Source organism: Bacillus sp. cl95, assembly GCF_900115925.1.
Lineage (GTDB): Bacteria > Bacillota > Bacilli > Bacillales > Cytobacillaceae > Neobacillus_A.
The window spans coordinates 1-22,723 of sequence record NZ_FOYF01000010.1; the positions used below are offsets into that span (position 1 = coordinate 1).

The window sequence follows — 22,723 nt, forward strand, 5'->3', positions numbered from 1 at the left end:
TCCCTGAAAGATGATCAGGTTGATAGGTCAGAGGTGGAAGCGCGGCGACGTGTGGAGCTGACTGATACTAATAGATCGAGGACTTAACCAAAGTCAAAGATTTAAAAAGGTGAACTCGTTTTTACTCTTCTTCTAACATTATCTAGTTTTGAGGGAATGAAAAAAAATCATTTTACCTCTTGAAAAAAATCAAAAAGGCATTATAATAAAATATGTCTTCATAGTCTGGTGACGATAGCGAGAAGGTCACACCCGTTCCCATACCGAACACGGAAGTTAAGCTTCTCAGCGCCGATGGTAGTTGGGGGCTCTCCCCCTGTGAGAGTAGGACGTCGCCGGGCTGGTTGATTTTTTAAACCACATAATATTGTTCCGCAGTAGCTCAGTGGTAGAGCATTCGGCTGTTAACCGAACGGTCGTAGGTTCGAGTCCTACCTGCGGAGCCATACTTCTTTAAGTGAAAAACAGCTAATGAGAAGGTAAGCAAATATGCTTCCATAGCTCAGTAGGTAGAGCACTTCCATGGTAAGGAAGAGGTCAGCGGTTCGAGCCCGCTTGGAAGCTTGCCTAACATTTAATTTTATACGGCCCCTTGGTCAAGCGGTTAAGACACCGCCCTTTCACGGCGGTAACACGGGTTCGAATCCCGTAGGGGTCACCATTATTTTTTCGCAAAAGCGAATATTGCTTTCATTATTTGGAGGATTAGCTCAGCTGGGAGAGCATCTGCCTTACAAGCAGAGGGTCGGCGGTTCGATCCCGTCATCCTCCACCATTTTTAACTTTAAGACAAGTTATCAATATGCCGGTGTAGCTCAGTTGGTAGAGCAACTGACTTGTAATCAGTAGGTCGTGGGTTCGACTCCTATCGCCGGCACCATTTTCTTCATATGTGGAGGGGTAGCGAAGTGGCTAAACGCGGCGGACTGTAAATCCGCTCCCTCCGGGTTCGGCGGTTCGAATCCGTCCCCCTCCACCATTTATATTTTTTCAAAAAGTGGACAAGATAATTAGTGTCCTTTTTATTTTGAACATTGGGCTATAGCCAAGCGGTAAGGCATCGCACTTTGACTGCGACATGCGTTGGTTCGAATCCAGCTAGCCCAGCCATTTGTTTGAGCCATTAGCTCAGTTGGTAGAGCAACGAGCATAACTTCTATGAAATGCTGCGAGTTGTGGAGTTTACGTCTTGCAAAGAGGTAAACGGAACATCTGACTTTTCTAATTTAGGTTCCAAAAAATCATGAGCCATTAGCTCAGTTGGTAGAGCATCTGACTTTTAATCAGAGGGTCGAAGGTTCGAGTCCTTCATGGCTCATAAATAAGTTTGAACTCTCAGGTGGTATATCCTAAGGGTTCGTTTTTGTAAATGTAATACATAGTTGTCATGGGGCCTTAGCTCAGCTGGGAGAGCGCCTGCCTTGCACGCAGGAGGTCAGCGGTTCGATCCCGCTAGGCTCCACCATCACACTACATATTTTACCTTAAGCAATTATGCTTAAGGTTTTTTTATTTTGCTCGACTTATCCACTGTTGTCCCTATTTTATCCACTATTGTTGAAAAGAGTGAACTTTTTAATAGGTTGTCCACAACATACTCTAATTTCTTTGTTAAATGCTCTCTAATACGATACAGTTGACGATTTTTATTAAGTAATCAGCCCGACTCCTGTGGAAAACGGGCTTGAATGACCCCGCAGTGCGTTATGGCGAGAGGATTTCAGTTTATCCAAGGAAAAAGAGTGGATTCCCAACCTGTACTCAAAATACCACTAAATGAAAAGACAAATCCTCTCTGAAAATAATAGGAGACCATCAATCATAACTGAAAATTAAGAAAAAATCGCATATATATGCATGATTTTGTTGAGTTGAGTCATTTGTTTGAAAGCGGTTAAAATAGTAGTAATAGTGAATAAGGGGGAAATAGAGATGAAGAAGCTTTCAATCATCGGTATGCCTATGGACTTAGGACAAATGAGACGTGGCGTAGATATGGGACCTAGTGCAATTCGATATGCCGGGATCAATGAAAACCTAAAAGAACTTTTTGATGAAATCGAGGATTTAGGCGATATTCCTATTGGGAGACCTGAGGTTCAAATTAAAGAGGGAACAAATTTAAGAAATCTTGACTTGGTTGCAGAGAAGAACGAAATGTTAGCAGAAAAAGTCGATGAAGTTATCAAATCAGGTTCTTTTCCCCTTGTTCTAGGCGGAGATCATAGCATCGCTATAGGCACTTTAGCAGGTGTGGCTAAGCATTATAAAAATCTAGGTGTGATCTGGTACGATGCTCATGGAGACTTAAATACGGCTGAAACTTCTCCATCTGGAAATATTCATGGAATGCCATTAGCAGCAAGTCTAGGGATCGGACATTCAGTACTAACTGAACTTGGGGGATATAATCCAAAAATTCGCCCTGAGAATGTCGTAATCATTGGAGCTAGGGCTCTAGATGATGGCGAAAAAGAACTAATCAAGGAAATTGGTATGAAAGTCTATACTATGCACGAAATAGACCGTCTAGGAATGGCAAAGGTAATGGAAGAAACGATTTCTTATTTAAAGGAAAAAACGGATGGGGTTCATTTGTCTTTGGATCTTGATGGCTTAGATCCTAACGATGCACCAGGTGTAGGTACTCCAGTAATTGGTGGTATCAGCTACAGGGAGAGTCATCTTGCAATGGAGATGCTTGCGGAAGCAAATATTATTACTTCTGCGGAGTTTGTAGAGGTTAACCCAATTCTTGATGAAAAGAACAGGACGGCAACAGTAGCAGTTGCGTTAATGGGGTCTTTATTTGGTGAAAAGCTTTTATAGAATAATAATGAAAAACGCCTGTATTCGATAACAGGCGTTTTTATCTATTCGCATCAAATGATGAGATTATTTGGTTCTTCTGCAAAGAGAGTAGAACCCCAAGTTTAAATCTTATTTATTAAATTCCTTATCCTAAAGTTATTGATTCCGTCCCACAGCTAAAGAATAATATTGATTAAGGAGAGAATCTAGTTTCGCACTTGCTTGTACTACGTCACGGTCTGTTAATGATGAATGTGAAGCAAGTGTTATCATATCTTGTCGACATCTCTCAATTTCTCTAAGCAAGGAAATCCTTTGCTTTCCCATTGAAACCAAACCCCTTTTCCAATTTGTATAAAACTCATATTCCCCAAACTGGACTAGTTAAACTTTATTAGTAAATATTTGTTAATTTTTTTTGATTATTTTAAAGGCTAATCAGCATTTATTTGTTAAAATACTATTTATCAAAGTTTTTTTACATAAAATGAAACCTTTTCCGCTATCGATTCGTAATATCGTATAGCCGCATTAGAGCGGAGGTAAATAAATGGATGTAATCGTAAAGAAAAGGATAATGGAAGTCAAAAAAGGTGACCAAAATGCCTTTTCTGAAATTGTCGAAATTTATAAAGATAAAGTGTTTCAGCTATGTTATAGGATGCTAGGTAACCGGCATGAAGCAGAAGATATTGCTCAAGAAGCATTTATTCGAGCCTATGTTAACATCAACAGCTTTAATATGAATTTAAAGTTTTCAACCTGGTTATATCGAATTGCTACCAATCTCTGCATTGACCGAATTCGTAAAAAGAAACCAGATTATTTTCTCGATGCGGAAGTTTCCGGAACGGATGGTTTGACGATGTATTCACAAATTCCGTCGGACACACCACTTCCCGAAAAAGAATTGGAAAGTCTCGAACTGCAAGATACGATTCAAAAGGAAATACTTAAATTACCTGAAAAGTATCGAAGTGCAATCGTATTAAAATACGTGGAAGAACTTTCACTAAATGAAATTAGCGAAATTCTTGATCTTCCATTAGGAACCGTAAAGACAAGGATTCATAGAGGCAGAGAAGCATTACGACAACAATTGCGGTATGTTTAATGAGAGGTGAGAACATTGAAATGTCCGGAAGAAATTATAGCCTATATGCACGAGTATTTAGATGAGGAGCTTCAGCCAAAACAGGAAGAGGAGTTAAGAAAACATCTTCAAGAATGTAACGAGTGCCAAGTGATTTTTAATGAGTTGAAGAAATCGGAGGCACTTGTAAGAAGCATTCCTTTCATGCCTGCATCTGCAGATTTTACTGCGAATGTCATGGCAAAACTGCCTAAGGAAAAAAGAAAAGTAGGAATTCAGCGTTGGTTTAAACACCATCCAGTACTGACCGCTGCTTCATTATTCCTTCTCTTAATGTCGGGTACCTTATTTTCTGCATATAATCAGGAAAATGATTTTTCTGTTTCCAAACAAGAGAATGTCATTGTACAAAATGATACCGTCATTGTCCCAAAGGGAGAAGTAGTTAAAGGCGATCTGGTCGTTAAGAATGGGAACATAGAAATTGAAGGTGAAGTTCAAGGCGATGTGACGGTTATTAACGGCGAGAAATACCTTGCTTCTGCCGGGAAAGTAACTGGAGAAATCGAAGAAGTAAATGAAGCTTTTGACTGGCTTTGGTATCAGATAAAGAGTACGGCAAAAAGTTTGATTCATGTATTTAAATCAGAATCAAATAATGAGGACAAGTCACTCGAATAGAGTGACTGTTTTATTGTACAGAAGTTCATTGGTTTTTCAGACAACTATATTTTCTGCATACATCAAGTTGCTACCAATCGTATTATTGGATATGCTAACGGTTAGGGTATAGTAAGACGTCTAGATGTACATATAATTGGTACAGGACAAAATTATGTTATAATATAAAAGTTACATATCGTTTGGGAAAGTTTGGACTATGAAGAAAGATCCTGGGGGTCGTTCTTTGACTAATCATACGGAGGAATAACAATGCCGTTTGAAAATATCGCGTTATTGAAGTATTTGGCAAGTATTGTAGATGTTCTCCTAGTGTGGTACGTCATCTACAAACTGATTATGGTGATAAAAGGAACAAAAGCCGTTCAATTATTGAAAGGGATTTTTGTCATTTTAATTGTTAGGGTAGTCAGTGAATTTTTCGGCTTAAGCACGCTGAGTTGGATGATGGAACAAGCCATTACATGGGGCTTCCTTGCCATCATCATTATCTTCCAACCTGAATTGAGAAGAGCGCTCGAACAGCTGGGACGAGGACGCATTTTCTCCAGAACAGGTGGACAGGAAGAAGAGGAACAAGAAAAAACGATCGAGGCCATCTTGAAAGCTACGGATTATATGGCAAAGCGCCGAATTGGGGCATTACTTTCAATTGAGCGTGAAACGGGAATGAGTGATTACATAGAAACAGGCATCCATTTAGATGCTAGAATATCTTCGGAATTGCTAATTAATATCTTTATCCCTAATACGCCACTTCATGATGGAGCGGTCATCATCCAGAAAAACAATGTGGCTGCCGCTGCTTGTTACTTACCGCTATCTGAGAGCCCATTTATATCAAAAGAGTTAGGTACAAGGCATAGGGCAGCATTAGGCATAAGTGAAGTCACTGATAGTATTACAATTGTTGTTTCTGAGGAAACAGGAAATGTTTCATTAACTAGAAATGGTGAGTTACATCGAAACTTGTCTCCTGAGACTTTTAGGGAAATGATTACAAGTGAGTTCATGGCCACAAATTTCGCTTCTTCAACTCGTTGGAACTGGAGGGTGAAGAAAAATGGATAAATTGATGGATAACCGCTGGTTCATGAAAATAGTAGCCTTATTGTTAGCGCTACTTTTATATTCATCTGTACCGGAAAGCACAAGCACAAAAACATCCGAAGTGAATGTACCTGGTGAGCAAAATACAGAAACGATCGCAGACGTTCCTGTAAAAACTTATTACGATACTGAAAATCTTGTGGTATCTGGTATACCTGATACGGTAGAGGTTACGCTGAAGGGTCCAAACAGCCATGTCCAGTCGGCTAAAGCCTTACAGAACTTTGAAGTGTATATAGATTTGACGGATGCAAAGGTCGGTAAACAAACAGTCAAATTGCGCATTAAGGACTTATCAGACAAGTTGACTGCTACTCTAGAACCGGCATTTGCCAATGTTACGATTCAAGAGAAAGTAACAAAGGAATTTAATGTTGAAGCAGAATTCAACAATAGTATGATAGCTGAAGGCTTTGTGGCAGGCCAAGCGGTCGTTGAGCCTAATAAGGTAAAAATAACAGGCGCTAAAGATGTTATTGAAAGAATCGCATATGTAAAAGCAACCCTTGATATGAAGGGAACAATTCAAGATACGGTAACTAGAGAGGCAAGGATTCGTGTCCTCGATCGTGAGCTAAATAAATTAGAAGTTGTGGTAGAGCCTGAAACTGTAGAAGTAACTGTACCAGTAAAGAGTTCTACGAAGGAAGTTCCTATCAATGTAGTGCAAAAAGGTACACCGCCCACAGGGGTCACTATTACGGGCATTGATTTAGATATCGATAAGGCAACCATCATAGCTAGTGAAGAGGTCTTGAAAAACACTGAAGCTGTAAGAGTAGAAGTGGATGTAAGTAAAATTGATGAAGATACAACACTCACTCTGCCTGTCATCATATCGAATGGCATTTTAAAAGTAACGCCTGAGACAATTAAGGTGAATGTCAGAGTCAATAAGCAAGAAGGAAAAGAATTGAGCGGTATCCCATTAAAAACGCAAGGGTTATCCGAACAATATAAAGCAGCCTTTAAAGACCCTGTAAATGGAACAGCCAATTTATCTATCTATGGACCGAGTGAAACAGTCAGAGAGTTGGATGAGAGTGACTTTACTTTATACGTAGATCTGTCAACTCTTGAAGAAGGCGAACATGATGTGAAAATCCAGGTTAAAGGTCCATCAAATGTAAGCTGGCGTCTAGTAAAACAAATCGCTAAACTTACGATTACAAAGAGTGAAGTCTAGCTATTATTAGTAAGTTTGATAATGAAGGAGAGAAACATAAATGGGTAAATATTTCGGTACCGATGGGGTGCGCGGAGTTGCAAATAGCGAATTAACACCTGAATTAGCATTTAAATTAGGACGATTTGGAGGTTACGTTTTAACAAAAAACCAAGACCGTCCTAAAGTATTAATTGGAAGAGATACTCGTATTTCAGGTCATATGCTTGAAGGTGCTTTAGTTGCGGGATTATTATCAATTGGAGCGGAAGTTATGCGCTTAGGTGTTATATCTACACCGGGTGTGGCTTACCTGACGAAAGCACTTGGAGCTCAAGCGGGAGTAATGATTTCAGCTTCTCATAATCCAGTGGCTGACAACGGAATCAAGTTTTTCGGTCCTGACGGATACAAATTATCTGATGAGCAGGAACTGGAAATCGAGGGTTTGATGGATATGGATACAGATCAATTGCCGCGTCCTGTTGGTGCTGAATTAGGACAAGTTAATGATTATTTCGAAGGTGGTCAAAAGTACCTTCAGTATCTTAAACAGTCTGTCGATGAAGACTTCTCTGGCATCCATATTGCTCTTGACTGCGCTCACGGTGCTACTTCATCATTAGCAACACACCTATTTGCCGACCTTGATGCAGATTTATCAACGATGGGAGCATCTCCTAACGGTTTAAATATCAACGAAGGTGTAGGATCAACCCATCCTGAAGCACTTTCAGCTTTCCTTAAGGAAAGAGGTGCTCATCTTGGACTAGCATTCGATGGAGACGGAGATCGTCTTATTGCCATTGATGAAAATGGGGATATCGTAGACGGCGACCAAATCATGTACATATGCGGTAAGTATTTGAAGGAAACAGGTCGACTCAAGAAAGGCACAGTGGTTTCTACAGTTATGAGTAATCTTGGCTTCTACAAAGGTCTCGAAGCACATGGAATCCAAAGTGTACAAACAGCTGTAGGCGATCGTTATGTTGTAGAAGAAATGAAGAAAAATGGCTTTAACCTAGGTGGAGAACAATCGGGTCATATCATTTTCCTTGATTACAACACAACTGGTGATGGACTATTAACTGGTTTGCAACTAGCGAATATTATGAAAGTGACAAAGAAACCTTTGTCAGAACTTGCAAATGAAATGAAGAAGTTCCCACAAAAACTTGTTAACATCCGTGTAACGGATAAGCATCATGTTACCGATAACGATAAAGTAAAAGCTGTGATTGAAAGCGTAGAATCGGAGATGGCAGGAAATGGCCGTATCCTTGTCCGCCCATCAGGAACTGAGCCATTGGTACGTGTTATGGCAGAAGCTCCTTCTGAAGAACTTTGCGCAGAATATGTAGAACGAATTTCGGCTGTTGTTCGTGAAGAAATGGGATTAAAAGAATAGATGGACATCATATGCATAAAGGAACCTGATGGAGCCTTTATGCATATTTTTTATTATGGCCACTTCTCTGTTTTCTTGTTTTGAGAATTGGGTAAACATTGCAGGACGGTCAATTATAGTTTTTTGTTGACGTATATCAATTAATACTGTAAGATTATCCTGTTTTATGGAAACTCGTTTCCGCTTGATTCCAATTAGAAAGGTGGGTAGACGTTAACTGAATAACTTAAAGCGCCTGGACTAATCATGATGAGGATTAGTTGACGAGGAGGAGGTTTATCGAAGTATCGGCGGATGCCTCCCGGTTGATGACGCACAACCGAAGTTTCTTCTTTAAAACACTTTGGCAACAAGGTGAACAAAGAGAAGAAAATGCGCATACTAGAAGTACGGTTATGTTTAGCCGGCTTCCTTGAACATAATATTACGGAGATAAGGGGGCAAGGGATGCCTCCGAGCTTGCTTGCCCCCTGATACAGGGAGGAAAAGAAAATATGTGTGGTATTGTTGGATACATCGGTACAAATGATTCAAAAGAAGTTTTATTAAAAGGCTTAGAGAAGCTTGAATATAGAGGATATGACTCTGCAGGTATTGCGGTCATGAATGAAAACGGAGTTCAAGTATTTAAAGAAAAAGGGCGCATTGCAGACCTACGTTCGATCGTGGACTTGGACGTAATGGCTAATACGGGAATTGGACACACTCGTTGGGCAACTCATGGTGTTCCTAGCCGTAGAAATGCACATCCACATCAAAGTGCTTCTACTCGTTTCACACTTGTTCATAACGGCGTAATCGAAAACTACGACCTATTAAAGCGTGAATACTTGAAAGACGTTACTTTAGTGAGCGATACGGATACAGAAGTAATCGTTCAGATGCTTGAGCTATTCGTTAAAGATGGCTTAGAAGTGGAAGAAGCATTCCGTAAGACGTTAAAGTTGTTAAAAGGTTCTTATGCTTTAGCGTTATTGGATGAGCAAAACAACGAAACCATCTTTGTTGCAAAAAATAAAAGTCCATTACTTGTTGGTTTAGGAGAAGGTTTCAATGTTGTTGCAAGTGACGCAATGGCAATGATCCAAGTAACAAACCAGTACGTAGAGTTAATGGATAAAGAAGTTGTAATCGTTAAAAAAAATAATGTTACAATCAAGAACTTAAACGGTGAAGAAATTAGCCGTGCTCCATATACAGCTGAGCTAGATGCAAGTGACATTGAAAAGGGAACATACCCTCACTACATGTTAAAAGAAATCGATGAGCAGCCATTAGTGATGCGTAAGATTATCCAAAAGTATCAAGATGAAAAGGGTCAATTGACGATTGACTGGAACATCACGGAAGCAATGAAGGAATCGGACCGAATCTACATTATCGCTTGCGGAACTTCTTATCATGCTGGCCTAGTTGGTAAGCAGTTCATTGAGAAAATGGCTCAAATTCCAGTAGAGGTTCACGTTGCGAGTGAGTTTGTATACAACATGCCTATGTTGTCTGAAAAACCATTGTTCATCTTTATTTCCCAAAGTGGAGAAACAGCTGATAGCCGTGCAGTTCTTGTACATGTGAAAGAATTGGGCTACCGTGCGCTGACAATCACAAACGTTCCAGGTTCTACTCTTTCTCGTGAAGCGGACTACACTTTATTGTTGCATGCAGGTCCAGAAATTGCTGTTGCTTCAACTAAAGCTTACACAGCACAATTAGCTGTCCTCGCTATCCTTGCAGAAGTAACAGGAAGAAGCCGTGGAATTGAACTAGGATTTGATCTTGTAAGAGAATTCGGTATCATTGCTAATGCAATGGAAGTTCTTTGTGATTCAAAAGAACAACTAGAAAATATCTCTCGTGAATTCCTTTCAGTAACACGCAATGCATTCTTCATTGGTCGTGGAATTGATTTCTACGTAGGCTTAGAAGGAGCTCTTAAGCTGAAAGAAATCTCTTACATTCAAGCTGAAGGTTTTGCTGGCGGAGAATTGAAACACGGAACAATCGCTTTGATTGAAGAAGGAACTCCTGTTATTGCTCTTGCAACTCAGGAAAACGTAAACCTTAGCATTCGTGGTAACGTGAAAGAAGTAGTTGCCCGTGGAGCTAACCCATGCATCATCTCTATGAAGGGTCTTGAAACAGACGGAGACAGCTTCATTATCCCAGAAGTGCATGGTCTATTAACACCGCTTATCTCTGTAATCCCATTGCAATTGATTTCATACTATGCGGCATTACACCGCGACTGTGATGTTGATAAGCCACGTAACTTGGCGAAGAGCGTAACAGTAGAATAATCAATCATTACCAATCATAATTTTGGTCTTTATGACAGACTCTATAAAGGATGGTATTCATACTGAATACCATCCTTTGATTTATATCCTACTAAGAGGTGATTCGATGAGTATCAAAGATCAGTTAGATCCGCATTCTCAGCTTTTTCACCATAATTGGACGAGGCCGAAACGTTCAAAATCACAAGTGAATGGGCATACGATGGAGTCCCAAAACAACATTATTTTGAGATCCAATGCAAAAGCCCATCGCTGGTAAGGATGTAAATGAAGTGTATGATTATAGAAAAAGACTCCTTTATGGGGTCTTTTTCTATATTTAAGACTTTTTTTGATAAAATATGTAAAATATTTAACTCAGTACCTTGCATTATTCACTAGTGTGACTTAATATTTCATATATGGGAATTATTTCTATTGTTGTTATGCTATTAATCATTAATTAGTAGTGATTATTAATTAAGAGAGGGAGAGAAACATGAATGTTCAATTCAAAAAAGGCGTCCTCGAATTATGTGTACTCCTTCTTATTTCTAAAAAGGATCAGTATGGTTACGAATTAGCACAAAACATATCCAATAAAATTGAAGTTGCGGAAGGAACATTATATCCGTTATTAAGAAGGTTAACGAAGGAAGATTACTTAACGACTTACTTAGCAGAATCGACTGAAGGACCTCCGAGAAAATACTATTCGTTAACGGAAAAAGGCAAGGTGTACATGGATATGCTAGTGGTCCAATGGCAACAGTTTTCGTTTGCTGTGGATGAATTTATCGAGGAGGGGATGAGGCATGTTGAATAACGAATATATGTCTAAATTAGAATCTTTGCTGAGCAAAGTTCCGGAAAAGGACCGAAGAGAGATGCTTTATGACTATGAGGAGCATTTTCAGGTGGGTATGACGAATGGGAAGAGCCAGGCCGACCTGATTGCCGAGTTAGGCGATCCGCATGTGATAGCCCGTGATTTGCTTTCAGATTATCATGTAGGAAGGGTGGAAAAGGTTCAAACAACATCCAAAACAAGGGCCATTATCGAGACCATTAGTTTAGTTTTTTTTAATCTTATTTTTGTTGTCGGACCTTTAGGTGGGATATTCGGAGCCTTTATTGCACTATGTGGAGTATCATTAGGTTTGTCCGTAATGCCATTTGCTATTTTAGGGTCTTATTTCCTCGGATATAGTTATGAAAGCTTTGCTGTTAACTTTTTTGCTTCCCTTACAGTGTTAAGTTTAGGGTTATTAATGGGTATCGGGATGATGGCCATAGGCAAAGTTTTTTACAGACTATTCGTAAGTTATATCAAGTTCAATTTTAAAATTGTTAAAGGGGGGAAAGCGGCATGAAGAAATTTGTATATCTGTTGCTAGTTATGTTTGCCATTGGAGTTACGGGAACATTGCTTTCGGTTAGTGCTGCAGGTGGATTTTCTTTAGATACATATTCAGTTTCAGACAAGGAAGTCATCTCCGCCCAAGACATTCAAAGGATCTCAGTAGATTTGTCTTCAACTGATATAACGGTTATCCCGACGGAGGATAAAGAAATTACAGTTGAACTAGAAGGTAAGATCAGCAAAAAATTGAAAAAGAAGATTGAGTTGGTTGTGAAAGAGAGCGGGAAGACCTTAAAGGTTGGTTTAAGAAATGAAAATCAGATTAAGTTTAATATTGGGGTCTTGATTGTAGATACAAAAGTGAATATATTTTTACCTGAAAAACTCTATGAGTCTATTGATTTAACCACATCTTCGGGGGACATTACGATACAAGATCTTGAAGGGAAAGGGTTATCTTTAAAGGCAAGTTCTGGGGATATCGTGGCAGAAAATTCGAAGGCAAAAGAAACCTTTAAGATTAAAACCTCAAGTGGTGAGATTACATCTAAAAATAATGAAGCAGACCGTTTTGAAATGAGTGCGAGTAGCGGGGACTTGTTGGTTGTTGATCAGAAGGCAATAGAAACTGTCCTTGAAACTTCTTCTGGAGAGATGAAACTGGAAAATATAATTGGTGGTTTATCTGCTCAAGCCTCGTCTGGAGATATATTTGTAGTAAATGAAGAAGTAGCAGGTAATATCCATGCGGATACATCGAGTGGAGATATCAAAATTGAGTTCGTCAATAAACCAACATCATTAGCATTAGAGTTTAGAGGCAGCTCTGGTGAAGGTAACATCGGCTTAGAAGGGCTTCATTATGATGAAAAAAATGAGCATGAGATAAGCGGGAAAATTGGCTCGGGGAAATACCAATTGATAGCCAATACGAATTCAGGAGATTTTTATTTAGACTAGGACATACTGTGGATTCGCTATAGCAAGTGTCTAGTTTGTATTTTTCCAAGATGGGATGTGTGAAATGAAGGAGCATAAGATTTACAAAAATGAGCATGGAAAAAAGGAAATCTTGAATTCCTATGAGGAGTATTTGCCTTCTCTTGATGTCCCAATAGAAAGAGAGTATGTAGATACCCAATATGGTAAGACTCATGTACTCATACTAGGACCCAAAGATGCAAAGCCGCTATTTATCTTTCAAGGGGGCAATTGTATTAATCCTATGACACTTTCTTGGTTTTACCCATTGTTCGAGGAATATAGGATTTATGCACCTGACACGATTGGTCATCCAGGTTACAGTGATCAAATGAGAATATCAGCAAGTGATAATAGTTTTGCTATGTGGACAACAGAGTTACTTGAACATTACTCCATTGAAAAATGTGCATTTCTTGGTCCCTCGTTTGGGGCTGGAATTATACTGCGATTGGCAACTTTTATACCTGATAAGATTGCTTGTTCTGTTTTGGTTTCGCCTGCAGGGCTCAAATTAGGTTCAAAGATTGGAATGATTAAGAAAATACTATTGCCTCTCCTACTGCTAAAAGTGACATCCAATCGGAAGTACATGGCTAGAATTGCTGACAACATGTCATATGAAAGCATGAAGGACATGGATAAAAGCATAATAGCCAATATTTTTAAGCACGTAAAACTCGAACGGGAAATGCCAAAGCTTACGACAAAGGGGGAACTGAAAGATTATTCCGCGCCAACACTAGTCATGGCTGGCAATTATGATGTATTCTTTCCTGCTGAGAAGATTAAGAATGCAGCTGCAGATGTTATTCCAAATCTAGTCACCTTTAAATCATATGACATGGGGCATTTTCCGTCACCTGAATATGTAGTTAAAATTAACGATGAAATAAAATCGTTTCTAAGGGAACATTATTAATTAAAACATAAACCTTAAATAGAAGCGGTTTATGATATACTTTTTTTATTAAAAGGCTATGTTAAAGTACATTGTTGATTTTCTGCAATTTGGTGACTGGAGCGTAAATCAACAGAGCCTATTAAAAATGAGGGGCAAGTTCTGGATGGTTGATAATTGTTTAGGAAGAATCAGGTCTTATTATGCAAGATTAAGCGAAAAAGAAAAGCGAATTGCCGATTATATCTTAGCACATCCAGAAAAGATCATTCATTGTACGATCAGTGAGATTTCTGAGGATCTTGGAATCGCCGACGCGACCGTTTTTCGCTTTAGTAAAAGAATTGGCTACAAGGGGTATCAGGCGTTTAAGATAGCATTAGCTTCAGAAATGGTCAGCCCTAGTCAGGCTATATATGAGGAAATTCATGATGAAGATGATGAAAAGTCGATTACCCAAAAAGTATTTCAATCCAATATACGTACACTTGAAAATACATTAAATATGTTGGATCGCCAAATGTTGAAGCAGGCTGTACATATGCTTTTAAATGCTAAACGAATTGAGTTTTATGGGACTGGTGGATCGGCTGTAATCGCTTTGGATGCCTACCATAAATTTATTCGATCCGGCATTCAAGCATATGCATTTCCCGATTCGCATTTTCAACTCATGGCTGCGTCACAGTTAACTTATTCAGATGTGGCTGTCATTATTTCTCATACCGGTAAGAATAAGGATACGCTGGCCATCCTGCAGGCAGCAAAAGAGAATGGTGCCAAAACGATAGGGATAACAAGTTTTCCAAAGTCTCCACTTGGTCAGAATGTTGATGTTGCCCTGTTTTCGAGTTCAGAGGAAACGGAATATCGCCCCGAAGCGTTGGCGTCCCGAATCGGACAATTAAGCATCATTGATGCTCTTTATGTGAACGTGATGGCATTAAACAAAGATCACGCAAGCACTTCCTTTGGGAAAGTAAGTAGAGCCATTTCGCAAACGCGTTTATAAAAAGTGATAAACCTGGTCCGGGTGGGATCAGGTTTTTTGTTTTGGATTTATTCACAGTTGAATTCAAATCAAAGGAAGCTTAGATTATTCTCCGTTATTGAATAAATTTTCCTTCCATGAAAGATAATATTTTCAAGTCAAACAAAAAAAGGAGAATTTAAAAATGAAACGTTATAGCTTTATGATGATGGCCGTTATGTTTTTGATTGGCCTTACTGGATCGGTTTCTTATGCAGCACCAAATACCGCTGACTGTCAGGAAACCCTAAAAGTTCAATTAACGGATAAACAGAAAACAGAATTAGATGTTCTATATCGAGCTACTTTCGCAAAAAAGAAACAAATCGTGGACAAATACGTGGAATTTGGTGCCATTACGAAGGAAATGGGTGACAAAAAGAAGCAATGGCTTGATAAGAAATATGAAAAGTTAGTTGCAAATGGTTATGTACCACATAAGTGTCATTACAAGCATCGAATGCACAAAGCTCAAAATGGTCAATAACGTCATAGTGTGAATAATTTTAATTGCATGAAATTAATGCAAAGCGTTGAATTACGAAAGCATTTTCATTACAATAAGTTCGAGGTCTGACGTCTAATCAGTCAGGCCTTTTTATTAGTTAGAATTGTATATCTCAGGTTAGGGAAGTATAGAAAACAATGACATCATTGTTATTACAAAAACAAGGAGAGAAGAAGAAATGAAATATTTGCTATTTTTGGTTGCGCTTGCATTAATTTTCGTTTTAGCATTTGTTGCTAGTAATGATAAGAAGAAAATAAAGTTCAAGCCGATTGCTATCATGCTTGTGCTTCAGTTAGTTTTAACATTCCTACTCTTAAATACAGGAATTGGCTTAATCATAATTAAAGCGATTTCACGTTTGTTTGATCGCTTGCTAGCATTTGCCGCTGAAGGTGTAAACTTTGTATTTGGTGGACTTGCAAACGAGGGAGCTATGTCTTTCTTCTTGAATGTACTTCTTCCAATCGTTTTCATTTCAGTATTAATTGGGATTGCGCAACACTTACGAATTCTGCCTGTCATTATTAAAGGTCTTGGACTAGTTTTAAGTAAAATAAATGGTCTTGGTCGACTTGAATCATATAATGCTGTAGCTTCAGCTGTTTTTGGGCAATCTGAAGTATTTATCTCTGTAAAGAAACAACTTGGTCATCTTCCGGAACGCAGATTATATACGCTTTGTACATCTGCGATGTCAACTGTTTCTGCATCAATCCTTGGTGCATACATGACGATGATCGATCCAAAGTATGTAATCACAGCTCTTGTTTTGAACCTTTTCGGCGGGTTCATCATTGCGAATATTATCAATCCTTATGAAGTGTCTGCAGAAGAAGATAATATTGAAATTCAACAAGAAAAGCAAACGTTCTTCGAAATGCTTGGCGAATACATTATGGACGGATTTAAAGTAGCGATTATCGTTGGAGCGATGCTAATCGGTTTCGTTGGACTGATTGCGATGATCAACTTCGTTTTCGATCTTATCTTCGGAATGAGTTTCCAAACACTGATTGGTTATGTATTTGCACCACTTGCGTTCATCATCGGTGTTCCATGGTCTGAAGCGGTAAGCGCGGGTACGATTATGGCAACAAAGCTCGTTTCTAATGAATTTGTCGCGATGATGGATTTAGCTAAAATTACAGGAGATTTGTCAGCAAGAACAATCGGCATTATCTCAGTATTCCTTGTTTCTTTCGCTAACTTCTCATCTATCGGTATCATTACAGGTGCAGTTAAGGGATTGAACGAAGAAAAAGGAAATGTAGTAGCTCGTTTCGGTTTAAAATTACTTTACGGTGCAACGCTTGTCAGCTTGCTTTCTGCAGCGATCATCGGGATTATGTTATAAGAGGGAAGAGGCGACTGCACTCAGTGTGGATGCCTCTTTTTTTTGATATCGTTTTCTGAATTTTTCCGAGAACTCATATATTTAGATGAACATAACAAATAATGAAAAAACACCGCATATTTATCAGATATACTTACATAAAGTTCTCTGAACATAACATAAGTTTATGTACCAGCCATTCGATAAAAATTAGAACTTAATTAGCGACGAACTCAGCTAATATCTCATTGAAAATCGCTATAAGCAACGGCACGCCAAAATTTGAAACAAAAAAGAATCCGAGCACCTATGCTCGGATTCTTTTTTGTTTATTCTGTAGCTAATTTCTTTTCTTTTACTTCATTTAAATAAGCAATTGCTTTGGTTTCGTCGTACTGTTTTTCCCATTTTGAAAGTACGATTGTTGCTAGAGAGTTACCGACTACGTTTACAGCCGTTCTGGCCATATCAAGGATGCGGTCGATTCCTGCAATAAAGGCTAAACCTTCGACCGGAATACCAACTGTGCCAAGAGTCGCTAACAAGACTACGAACGACACACCTGGTACACCAGCAATCCCTTTAGAAGTGACCATTAGTACTAATAGTAATGAAATCTGTTGGGCAATCGTCAAATCGATATCATACATTTGTGCAATAAAAACTGCTGCCAGTGCCTGATATAAAGTAGAGCCATCTAAATTGAAAGAATAGCCAGTTGGAATGACGAAAGACGTAATGGCTTTTGGACATCCAAAGCGTTCCATTTTTTCAATCAATTTTGGCAAGACTGTTTCTGAACTGGCAGTAGAATATGCAAGAATTAGTTCATCCTTCAAGATGGCGAACAAGTTGAAAATGTTGACTCCCACCATGCGGGCTACGATACCAAACACTACGACCGTAAAGAATAACATCGTCCCATAAACGGTAATAACTAATTTGCTAAGTGGGATGAGTGACTCTAAACCGAACATGGAAACGGTAACGCCAATCAATGCGAACACACCGAATGGAGCAAATTTCATAATTTGATTTGTTACGTAAAACATTGCGTCAGCAGTACCTTGGAAAAAGGCTAAAACAGGTTTGCCCTTTTCGCCAATCGCAGCGACACCCAATCCGAAAAATACAGAGAAAAAGATGATTGCAAGCATATCGCCACGCATTAAAGAATCGAACAGGTTTGCTGGTACAATGTTGACAAATGTATCAGCGAAGCTGTGGCTCTTCACTTCTTCAGTCGTATTCATATAGGAGCTGATATCACCTTTACTTAGATTACCCATATCCACGCCAGAACCAGGTTGAAAAATGTTAGCTGCTAACAAACCAACGATAATGGCAACGGTTGTGATTATTTCAAAATAAAGAATCGTCTTACCGCCGAGCTTTCCGAGTTTCTTAATATCACCTACACCGGCCACACCAACGATGATGCTTGAAACGACGATGGGAATAACAATCATCTTGATAAGACGGATGAAGATTGTACCAATAGGTTGTAAATAGGTTTGAACAGCGGGATTTCCAAAGAAAATCGCTCCAACAGCGATCCCTAAAATTAACCCGATTAGTATTTGCCATGCTAATCCAATTCTTTTCAAAAAATCATTCCTTTCGACATGTAACTATCTTGTTCGCCAATTTTCTTATTACCCTACATACTAAGTTTTACACTTTATTATTGTCAAATAATAATATTTATCTGATATCCAAGAAAAATCTGCTATTTCAGATGAGCTTTAAGTGCTCTTTAAACAAAATTTCTTTTTTTCGTAGTATTGAATGGAAGAATAGGCAGGTTAATAAGAATGAATGACATCAAAGTTGGATTTCGTTCAGCGAGGTCACTTAGGTATTTTGCCCAATAGTTTACCTCGCTTATTCTCTTGCTTTGGTAGAATGACAAAGGGACTGCCGATATGTCGGCAGTCCCTATTGCTTATTTTTTCCTCTTGATAAGTAGATATATAATTCCTACTACTAGGGCGAATATAATGGCAGGAATGACATATGGGTGAGCTATTTCTTTAATATCAGCCCATCTTTCTCCTAGCACCGTCCCTAGATATAAAAAGAAAATCGTCCATGGAACAACAGCAGCTACTGTGTAGAGCGTGAATTTAGTTGCTGACATTTTCGCGATACCTGCGGGTATTGAAATGGCGTGCCTGACAACTGGGATGAAACGCGCTGAGAAAATGACACCCGCACCATATTTTTCAAACCATGCTTCAGAAAGGTCGATTTGTTTCTTATTGATAAAAACATACTTGCCGTACTTTTCAAGAAACGGACGGCCTCCATAATATCCTGCCCAATATAAGAAGAGTTGAGCAAGTGTTCCCCCAATGGTACCAGCAATCACAGCTCCAGGAAAACTGATGATTCCCTTTGAAATCATATAGCCTCCATAGCCGAGAACAATTTCACTTGGAATGATTTCAATCATAAGGCCAATTGCGATTCCAAAGTATCCGAGATCAGAGAGAGCCATTAGAATAGACATTACAAATTCTTTCATATTCCACCTGCACTTTGAATGATTTGTCCATCATATCTTAACATAATCAAAATATGATAGGAAAGCAGAGACAATTCCATAATTTTAGACGAGCAAGAAAAAGCCACCGGTTCAATCACCGGTGGTTTTTCGCATTCCTCGAGAGTTTTTATTTTTATACTTCAGTATTTGGATCGTTTGGTTGATAGTTAACCGGGTTATTTGGATTAAATTGGCTAGTCTGCTTGTTAATAGTAGGATCTGTCTTTGTTTGTGCAAAATTCGCCTGTGTTGTATCTACTGTTGTTTCCTCAATTTTTTGATCGAGTCTTTCTAAATACTTACGTGCAAATTCTTTTCCGCCAAGACCAAATGACAATCCAAATGCAAGAGCCAAGCCACCAAGAATCAGGATGAAGGCAGCGTTAACGATTGATGCAGCTACTCCAAGTTGGTCCAGGGCCATGAAAATGGAGATAGCAATAATCGCATATTTAGCAACGGATGAAAGAAGAGTGAAGTGAGGTCCTTGTAAGACACTTTCCAAAAGCTTCTTTACCAGATTTCCTAGGAATAGACCAACTGTAATGATGACTACAGCGGCAAATACGTTAGGAAGGTATGCAATTACCCCTGTTGCAAGTGTTACTAAGAAATCAAGCTTCACGTTGTTTAACGCTTCAACTACAAAGAGCATAACAATGAATATTTGTGCAATATAACCAACCATTTTTGAAAAGCTGATATTTGTTGCTGTCGTTGAATTTGGTTTCTTTATGCCCATACCATGGAAGAATGAGTTGAAACCAATGCGATCTAGTAAACCAGTAACAAATTTATTCACCCATTTACCAAGCCATAATCCAATAAGGACAAGAAGGATAGCTACTGCGATGTTTGGAAGCATTGTTAAAATATCATTTAACATGGCAACTGCTGGTTCAGAAATACCTTTTAAATCTAAGCGTTCTAAAGCTGTAATGACGGTTGGAATAAGGATAAGTACAAATACGATTGTACCAATAATCGAAGAAAGGCTTGTACCTTCAAATAATTTTTTCATTCCAAAACGTTCAACAAGTTTTTCCGTACCAATCGTTTGTAGGAAGTTTGTGACAAGATCACGAACAAGCTTCGCTACGAACCAGCCTACAAAGAGAATCAATGCAGCTGCAAATAATTTTGGTAAGAAACCTAAGATATTCTCAAGCATGTTAGAGAAAGGACCTGATATACCATCGATGTTAAGAGCGGCCAAAACACCTGGTAAGAATAATAAAATCACAAGATAGAATGCAATTTTTGCAACTTTATCAACGAGTGTTGAAGGATCTTGGTTATTCTTAGTTACATTCAACTTATTAAACATTTGATGCATTTTTAAAGTCTTGCCTGTTTTCTTGATGATAAAGCTTAATGCTGTAGCGATAAGCCAAGCGATTAATAAGATAAGAGCAGCTTTTAGAATGCTAGGAACTGCGGCAGTAATCGATGATAGCATGCTGACTAACGGTGTGGCGATAATGTTTAAATCTAAAATGTTAAAGAACAAGATGAAGACAAAAGCTAGAAGTAGGAAATAGATAATTTTACTGATAATCTTTTCTGAAGAGTATTTGCGATTCGGGTTCGTATTTGAAAATAGACGGTTATCCAGATTAGTCTTTTTCAATGCCTTATAAACACCTTTTTCAATTACCTTGGCAATAAGCCATCCTACAAATAATACAAGTAAAGCAATCAATAGATCAGGCAATTTATATATAAATTGATCCCAACCATCCCAGTAACGATTATTTTCCAAATTCATACACTCCTTCTGAAGACTGTTTGTAAGCTTACTTAGACATTGATATACCCAGAAGGAAAACGGCTAAACTGCATATATTATTTTGGTTTTCTTAAAAGACGATAAAAATCTACAAGAACGGATATACATAATTATCTTGTTTAGTGATGGTAAAGATATTGGTATAGGTAAGAATAAAAAGCGACAGCATGGGAGGGCAATTTTTATGAAGAAATATCAAAGGGCAATGCTCATTTATAATGGAAATGCAGGTCAAGGAGATTTAGAAAAGACGTTAAGTGCTTGTGTTCCAACCCTTCTGGCCCATCTGCCACATCTGCTTATACTGCAAACAACTGAAAAGAATGAAGCAAAAAAATTATGCGAGCAATACGGGGAAGAGATGGATTTAGTGATTGTACTTGGAGGAGACGGAACTCTACATGAGTGTGTAAATGGATTAGCTAATCTTGAGAAAAGACCTGTCATTGCTTTGCTTCCGGGTGGAACGTGTAATGATTTTAGCAGGGCCCTTGGTATGTCCCAAAACCTCAAAAAAGCGGCAGAAGAAATATTGTCAGGTGAAGTTGTGCCGGTAGATGTTATGCAAGTGAATGAGGATTTCTTTCTGAATTTTTGGGGGATAGGTCTCGTCGCAGAAACGTCCACGAATATCGACGATGCAGAAAAAGCTTTATGGGGAAAAATGAGTTATTACTTGAGTGCCATTCGTACAATTAGACAAATGGATCCATTTTATTATTCGATTCAATGCGATGGTGAACGAATCGAAGGGGAAGCAGTCATGATACTAGTGGCAAACGGCAACTTCATTGGAGCAAAGGGTCTACCGTTTAAGGGAATCAGTTATGATGATGGCATGGCCAACCTTTTTATAATCAAAAATACAAATTTAACATTATTAAAAGAATTACTGCTTACAGATGTAACAGCTGACGATGATAGTCTGGCTAATGAAGTGATGCATTTCTGTGGTCAAGAATTGATTGTGGAAACTGATTCTCCTATGACTGCAGATACTGATGGAGAAGTTTACATGAAAACACCAGCTATCATCAAGGCAAAGAAACATCATTTGCGCATGATCAAGCCGGTGGTTGAAATTTCACAGATAAACGTTCTCGCTTAGCTCTATTTTTAAACGTGCTGAAGAGTCGGTAAATAATTAGGTAAAGGATTCTATATACTTAAGTCTCTTTACTGTCATATCCATCAACAATTTGTGATTTAGAGATTTTGCCATGTCTAGCATTAAACGAAGTACCTTCAGAATGCCGGTTCGATATCCGTTCTTTATCGCATTCTGGTCACACTTGATTTCGGCTTCTATAGAAACCTCGCCCTTAAGGACTGGGTGATGGATGTGCCCCAGTTCATGAAACAAAATGGCCTCTTTGATGTCTTCTTCAGAACAAAATGTTTCATAATCGAAAACCACGATAAACTTTTCGTATTCAGGATCCAAGGAATCAAAGCATAAGGTTAAAACGCGGCTATCGATGTTCCAAAGTTCTAGCCAGTTTTCATCTGTTAACCCAAAGGCACGTAAAACCGCTTTTTTATCTTCAAAAATGGCTACTTTCCCCGACAGTTGATATTTTCGCTCATCAAGCACTTCACATAAGCAAATCAATGTCATTCCCCTTTACAAGTTAATCTCTGTTGGCGATGGAATGGAACAGTTCTAATTAGTTCAATTTATGTCCAAATCAATTTTTTTAAGACATGTATTGCGAAATAA

Annotated in this window: 21 protein-coding genes, 9 tRNA genes and 2 rRNA genes; 27 read left to right on the forward strand and 5 right to left on the reverse strand. The window is 38.6% G+C overall.

Features of this window, described 5'->3' with window-relative positions:
• From BMZ31_RS18625 to rocF, 12 genes are all read left to right on the forward strand, one after another.
• A 23S ribosomal RNA gene (locus tag BMZ31_RS18625) occupies nucleotides 1-91 on the forward strand; the annotation flags it as partial.
• A gap of 133 nt (nucleotides 92-224) precedes the next feature.
• A 5S ribosomal RNA gene (gene rrf, locus BMZ31_RS18630) occupies nucleotides 225-341 on the forward strand.
• Between the two features lie 30 nt (nucleotides 342-371).
• Nucleotides 372-446 (forward strand) — tRNA-Asn (locus BMZ31_RS18635).
• A 45-nt stretch (nucleotides 447-491) separates the two neighbouring features.
• Nucleotides 492-564, forward strand: a tRNA-Thr gene (locus tag BMZ31_RS18640).
• Between the two features lie 22 nt (nucleotides 565-586).
• Nucleotides 587-661: transfer RNA gene (locus tag BMZ31_RS18645), tRNA-Glu, on the forward strand.
• 38 nt (nucleotides 662-699) lie between these two features.
• Nucleotides 700-775 (forward strand) — tRNA-Val (locus BMZ31_RS18650).
• Between the two features lie 29 nt (nucleotides 776-804).
• Nucleotides 805-880, forward strand: a tRNA-Thr gene (locus BMZ31_RS18655).
• 14 nt (nucleotides 881-894) lie between these two features.
• Nucleotides 895-979 (forward strand) — tRNA-Tyr (locus BMZ31_RS18660).
• A 56-nt stretch (nucleotides 980-1,035) separates the two neighbouring features.
• Nucleotides 1,036-1,110, forward strand: a tRNA-Gln gene (locus BMZ31_RS18665).
• A gap of 135 nt (nucleotides 1,111-1,245) precedes the next feature.
• Nucleotides 1,246-1,318, forward strand: a tRNA-Lys gene (locus tag BMZ31_RS18670).
• 71 nt (nucleotides 1,319-1,389) lie between these two features.
• A tRNA-Ala gene (locus BMZ31_RS18675) sits at nucleotides 1,390-1,465 on the forward strand.
• A gap of 467 nt (nucleotides 1,466-1,932) precedes the next feature.
• Entirely contained in the window at nucleotides 1,933-2,829 is an 897-nt protein-coding gene (gene rocF, locus BMZ31_RS18680; RefSeq protein ID WP_090833445.1) for an arginase, read from the forward strand.
• A 138-nt stretch (nucleotides 2,830-2,967) separates the two neighbouring features.
• On the opposite strand, the gene BMZ31_RS18685 is transcribed toward rocF, so the two are convergent.
• Nucleotides 2,968-3,138, reverse strand: coding sequence for an aspartyl-phosphate phosphatase Spo0E family protein (locus BMZ31_RS18685; protein WP_090833446.1), 171 nt, complete (start codon nucleotides 3,136-3,138; stop codon nucleotides 2,968-2,970).
• Nucleotides 3,139-3,361: 223 nt separating this feature from the next.
• Here BMZ31_RS18685 and sigW point away from each other — a divergent pair, with 223 nt between their 5' ends.
• The 14 genes from sigW to BMZ31_RS18755 all read left to right on the forward strand — a co-directional run bounded on the left by sigW (nucleotide 3,362) and on the right by BMZ31_RS18755 (nucleotide 16,687).
• On the forward strand, nucleotides 3,362-3,925 hold the full coding sequence (sigW, locus tag BMZ31_RS18690; protein WP_090833447.1) for an RNA polymerase sigma factor SigW: 564 nt from the start codon (nucleotides 3,362-3,364) through the stop codon (nucleotides 3,923-3,925).
• Between the two features lie 15 nt (nucleotides 3,926-3,940).
• On the forward strand, nucleotides 3,941-4,585 hold the full coding sequence (locus BMZ31_RS18695; RefSeq protein WP_090833448.1) for an anti-sigma factor family protein: 645 nt from the start codon (nucleotides 3,941-3,943) through the stop codon (nucleotides 4,583-4,585).
• 252 nt (nucleotides 4,586-4,837) lie between these two features.
• A complete protein-coding gene (cdaA, locus tag BMZ31_RS18700; protein WP_090833449.1) occupies nucleotides 4,838-5,656 on the forward strand; it encodes a diadenylate cyclase CdaA in 819 nt (272 codons plus the stop codon).
• Nucleotides 5,649-6,881 carry a CdaR family protein gene (locus tag BMZ31_RS18705; protein WP_090833450.1) on the forward strand — a complete coding sequence of 411 codons (1,233 nt, stop codon included), beginning with the start codon at nucleotides 5,649-5,651 and terminating at the stop codon, nucleotides 6,879-6,881. Before cdaA ends, BMZ31_RS18705 begins: the two co-directional genes overlap by 8 nt.
• Nucleotides 6,882-6,921: 40 nt before the next feature.
• Complete coding sequence (gene glmM, locus BMZ31_RS18710) at nucleotides 6,922-8,271, forward strand: phosphoglucosamine mutase (protein WP_090833451.1); 1,350 nt, start codon at nucleotides 6,922-6,924, stop codon at nucleotides 8,269-8,271.
• A 494-nt stretch (nucleotides 8,272-8,765) separates the two neighbouring features.
• Entirely contained in the window at nucleotides 8,766-10,568 is a 1,803-nt protein-coding gene (gene glmS / locus BMZ31_RS18715; RefSeq protein ID WP_090833452.1) for a glutamine--fructose-6-phosphate transaminase (isomerizing), read from the forward strand.
• 106 nt (nucleotides 10,569-10,674) lie between these two features.
• Nucleotides 10,675-10,827 carry a YpzG family protein gene (locus BMZ31_RS18720; RefSeq protein ID WP_090833453.1) on the forward strand — a complete coding sequence of 51 codons (153 nt, stop codon included), beginning with the start codon at nucleotides 10,675-10,677 and terminating at the stop codon, nucleotides 10,825-10,827.
• Between the two features lie 219 nt (nucleotides 10,828-11,046).
• Complete coding sequence (locus BMZ31_RS18725; RefSeq protein ID WP_090833454.1) at nucleotides 11,047-11,373, forward strand: PadR family transcriptional regulator; 327 nt, start codon at nucleotides 11,047-11,049, stop codon at nucleotides 11,371-11,373.
• Complete coding sequence (locus tag BMZ31_RS18730; protein ID WP_090833455.1) at nucleotides 11,363-11,920, forward strand: HAAS signaling domain-containing protein; 558 nt, start codon at nucleotides 11,363-11,365, stop codon at nucleotides 11,918-11,920. Before BMZ31_RS18725 ends, BMZ31_RS18730 begins: the two co-directional genes overlap by 11 nt.
• On the forward strand, nucleotides 11,917-12,870 hold the full coding sequence (locus tag BMZ31_RS18735) for a DUF4097 family beta strand repeat-containing protein (RefSeq protein WP_090833456.1): 954 nt from the start codon (nucleotides 11,917-11,919) through the stop codon (nucleotides 12,868-12,870). Before BMZ31_RS18730 ends, BMZ31_RS18735 begins: the two co-directional genes overlap by 4 nt.
• Before the next feature lie 64 nt (nucleotides 12,871-12,934).
• Nucleotides 12,935-13,813, forward strand: a complete 879-nt coding sequence (locus BMZ31_RS18740; protein WP_090833457.1) for an alpha/beta fold hydrolase — start codon at nucleotides 12,935-12,937, stop codon at nucleotides 13,811-13,813.
• A 145-nt stretch (nucleotides 13,814-13,958) separates the two neighbouring features.
• Nucleotides 13,959-14,804: a MurR/RpiR family transcriptional regulator gene (locus BMZ31_RS18745; protein ID WP_090833458.1), complete on the forward strand. Its 846-nt coding sequence runs from the start codon at nucleotides 13,959-13,961 to the stop codon at nucleotides 14,802-14,804.
• Nucleotides 14,805-14,967: 163 nt separating this feature from the next.
• A complete protein-coding gene (locus BMZ31_RS18750; protein WP_090833459.1) occupies nucleotides 14,968-15,309 on the forward strand; it encodes a YckD family protein in 342 nt (113 codons plus the stop codon).
• Between the two features lie 199 nt (nucleotides 15,310-15,508).
• A complete protein-coding gene (locus tag BMZ31_RS18755) occupies nucleotides 15,509-16,687 on the forward strand; it encodes a NupC/NupG family nucleoside CNT transporter (RefSeq protein ID WP_090833460.1) in 1,179 nt (392 codons plus the stop codon).
• 308 nt (nucleotides 16,688-16,995) lie between these two features.
• Here BMZ31_RS18755 and BMZ31_RS18760 read toward each other — a convergent pair whose 3' ends face one another.
• From BMZ31_RS18760 to BMZ31_RS18770, 3 genes are all read right to left on the reverse strand, one after another.
• On the reverse strand, nucleotides 16,996-18,273 hold the full coding sequence (locus tag BMZ31_RS18760; RefSeq protein WP_090833461.1) for a cation:dicarboxylate symporter family transporter: 1,278 nt from the start codon (nucleotides 18,271-18,273) through the stop codon (nucleotides 16,996-16,998).
• A gap of 338 nt (nucleotides 18,274-18,611) precedes the next feature.
• On the reverse strand, nucleotides 18,612-19,193 hold the full coding sequence (locus BMZ31_RS18765) for an undecaprenyl phosphate transporter UptA (RefSeq protein WP_090833462.1): 582 nt from the start codon (nucleotides 19,191-19,193) through the stop codon (nucleotides 18,612-18,614).
• Between the two features lie 154 nt (nucleotides 19,194-19,347).
• Nucleotides 19,348-20,976: a mechanosensitive ion channel gene (locus BMZ31_RS18770; RefSeq protein ID WP_254778922.1), complete on the reverse strand. Its 1,629-nt coding sequence runs from the start codon at nucleotides 20,974-20,976 to the stop codon at nucleotides 19,348-19,350.
• Between the two features lie 211 nt (nucleotides 20,977-21,187).
• Between BMZ31_RS18770 and BMZ31_RS18775 the strand changes: the two genes are divergently transcribed.
• Entirely contained in the window at nucleotides 21,188-22,111 is a 924-nt protein-coding gene (locus tag BMZ31_RS18775; RefSeq protein ID WP_090833464.1) for a diacylglycerol/lipid kinase family protein, read from the forward strand.
• Nucleotides 22,112-22,147: 36 nt separating this feature from the next.
• Here the strand turns inward: BMZ31_RS18775 and BMZ31_RS18780 are convergent, their stop codons facing one another.
• Complete coding sequence (locus BMZ31_RS18780) at nucleotides 22,148-22,621, reverse strand: putative metallopeptidase (RefSeq protein WP_254778924.1); 474 nt, start codon at nucleotides 22,619-22,621, stop codon at nucleotides 22,148-22,150.
• Between the last annotated feature and the right edge of the window lie 102 nt (nucleotides 22,622-22,723).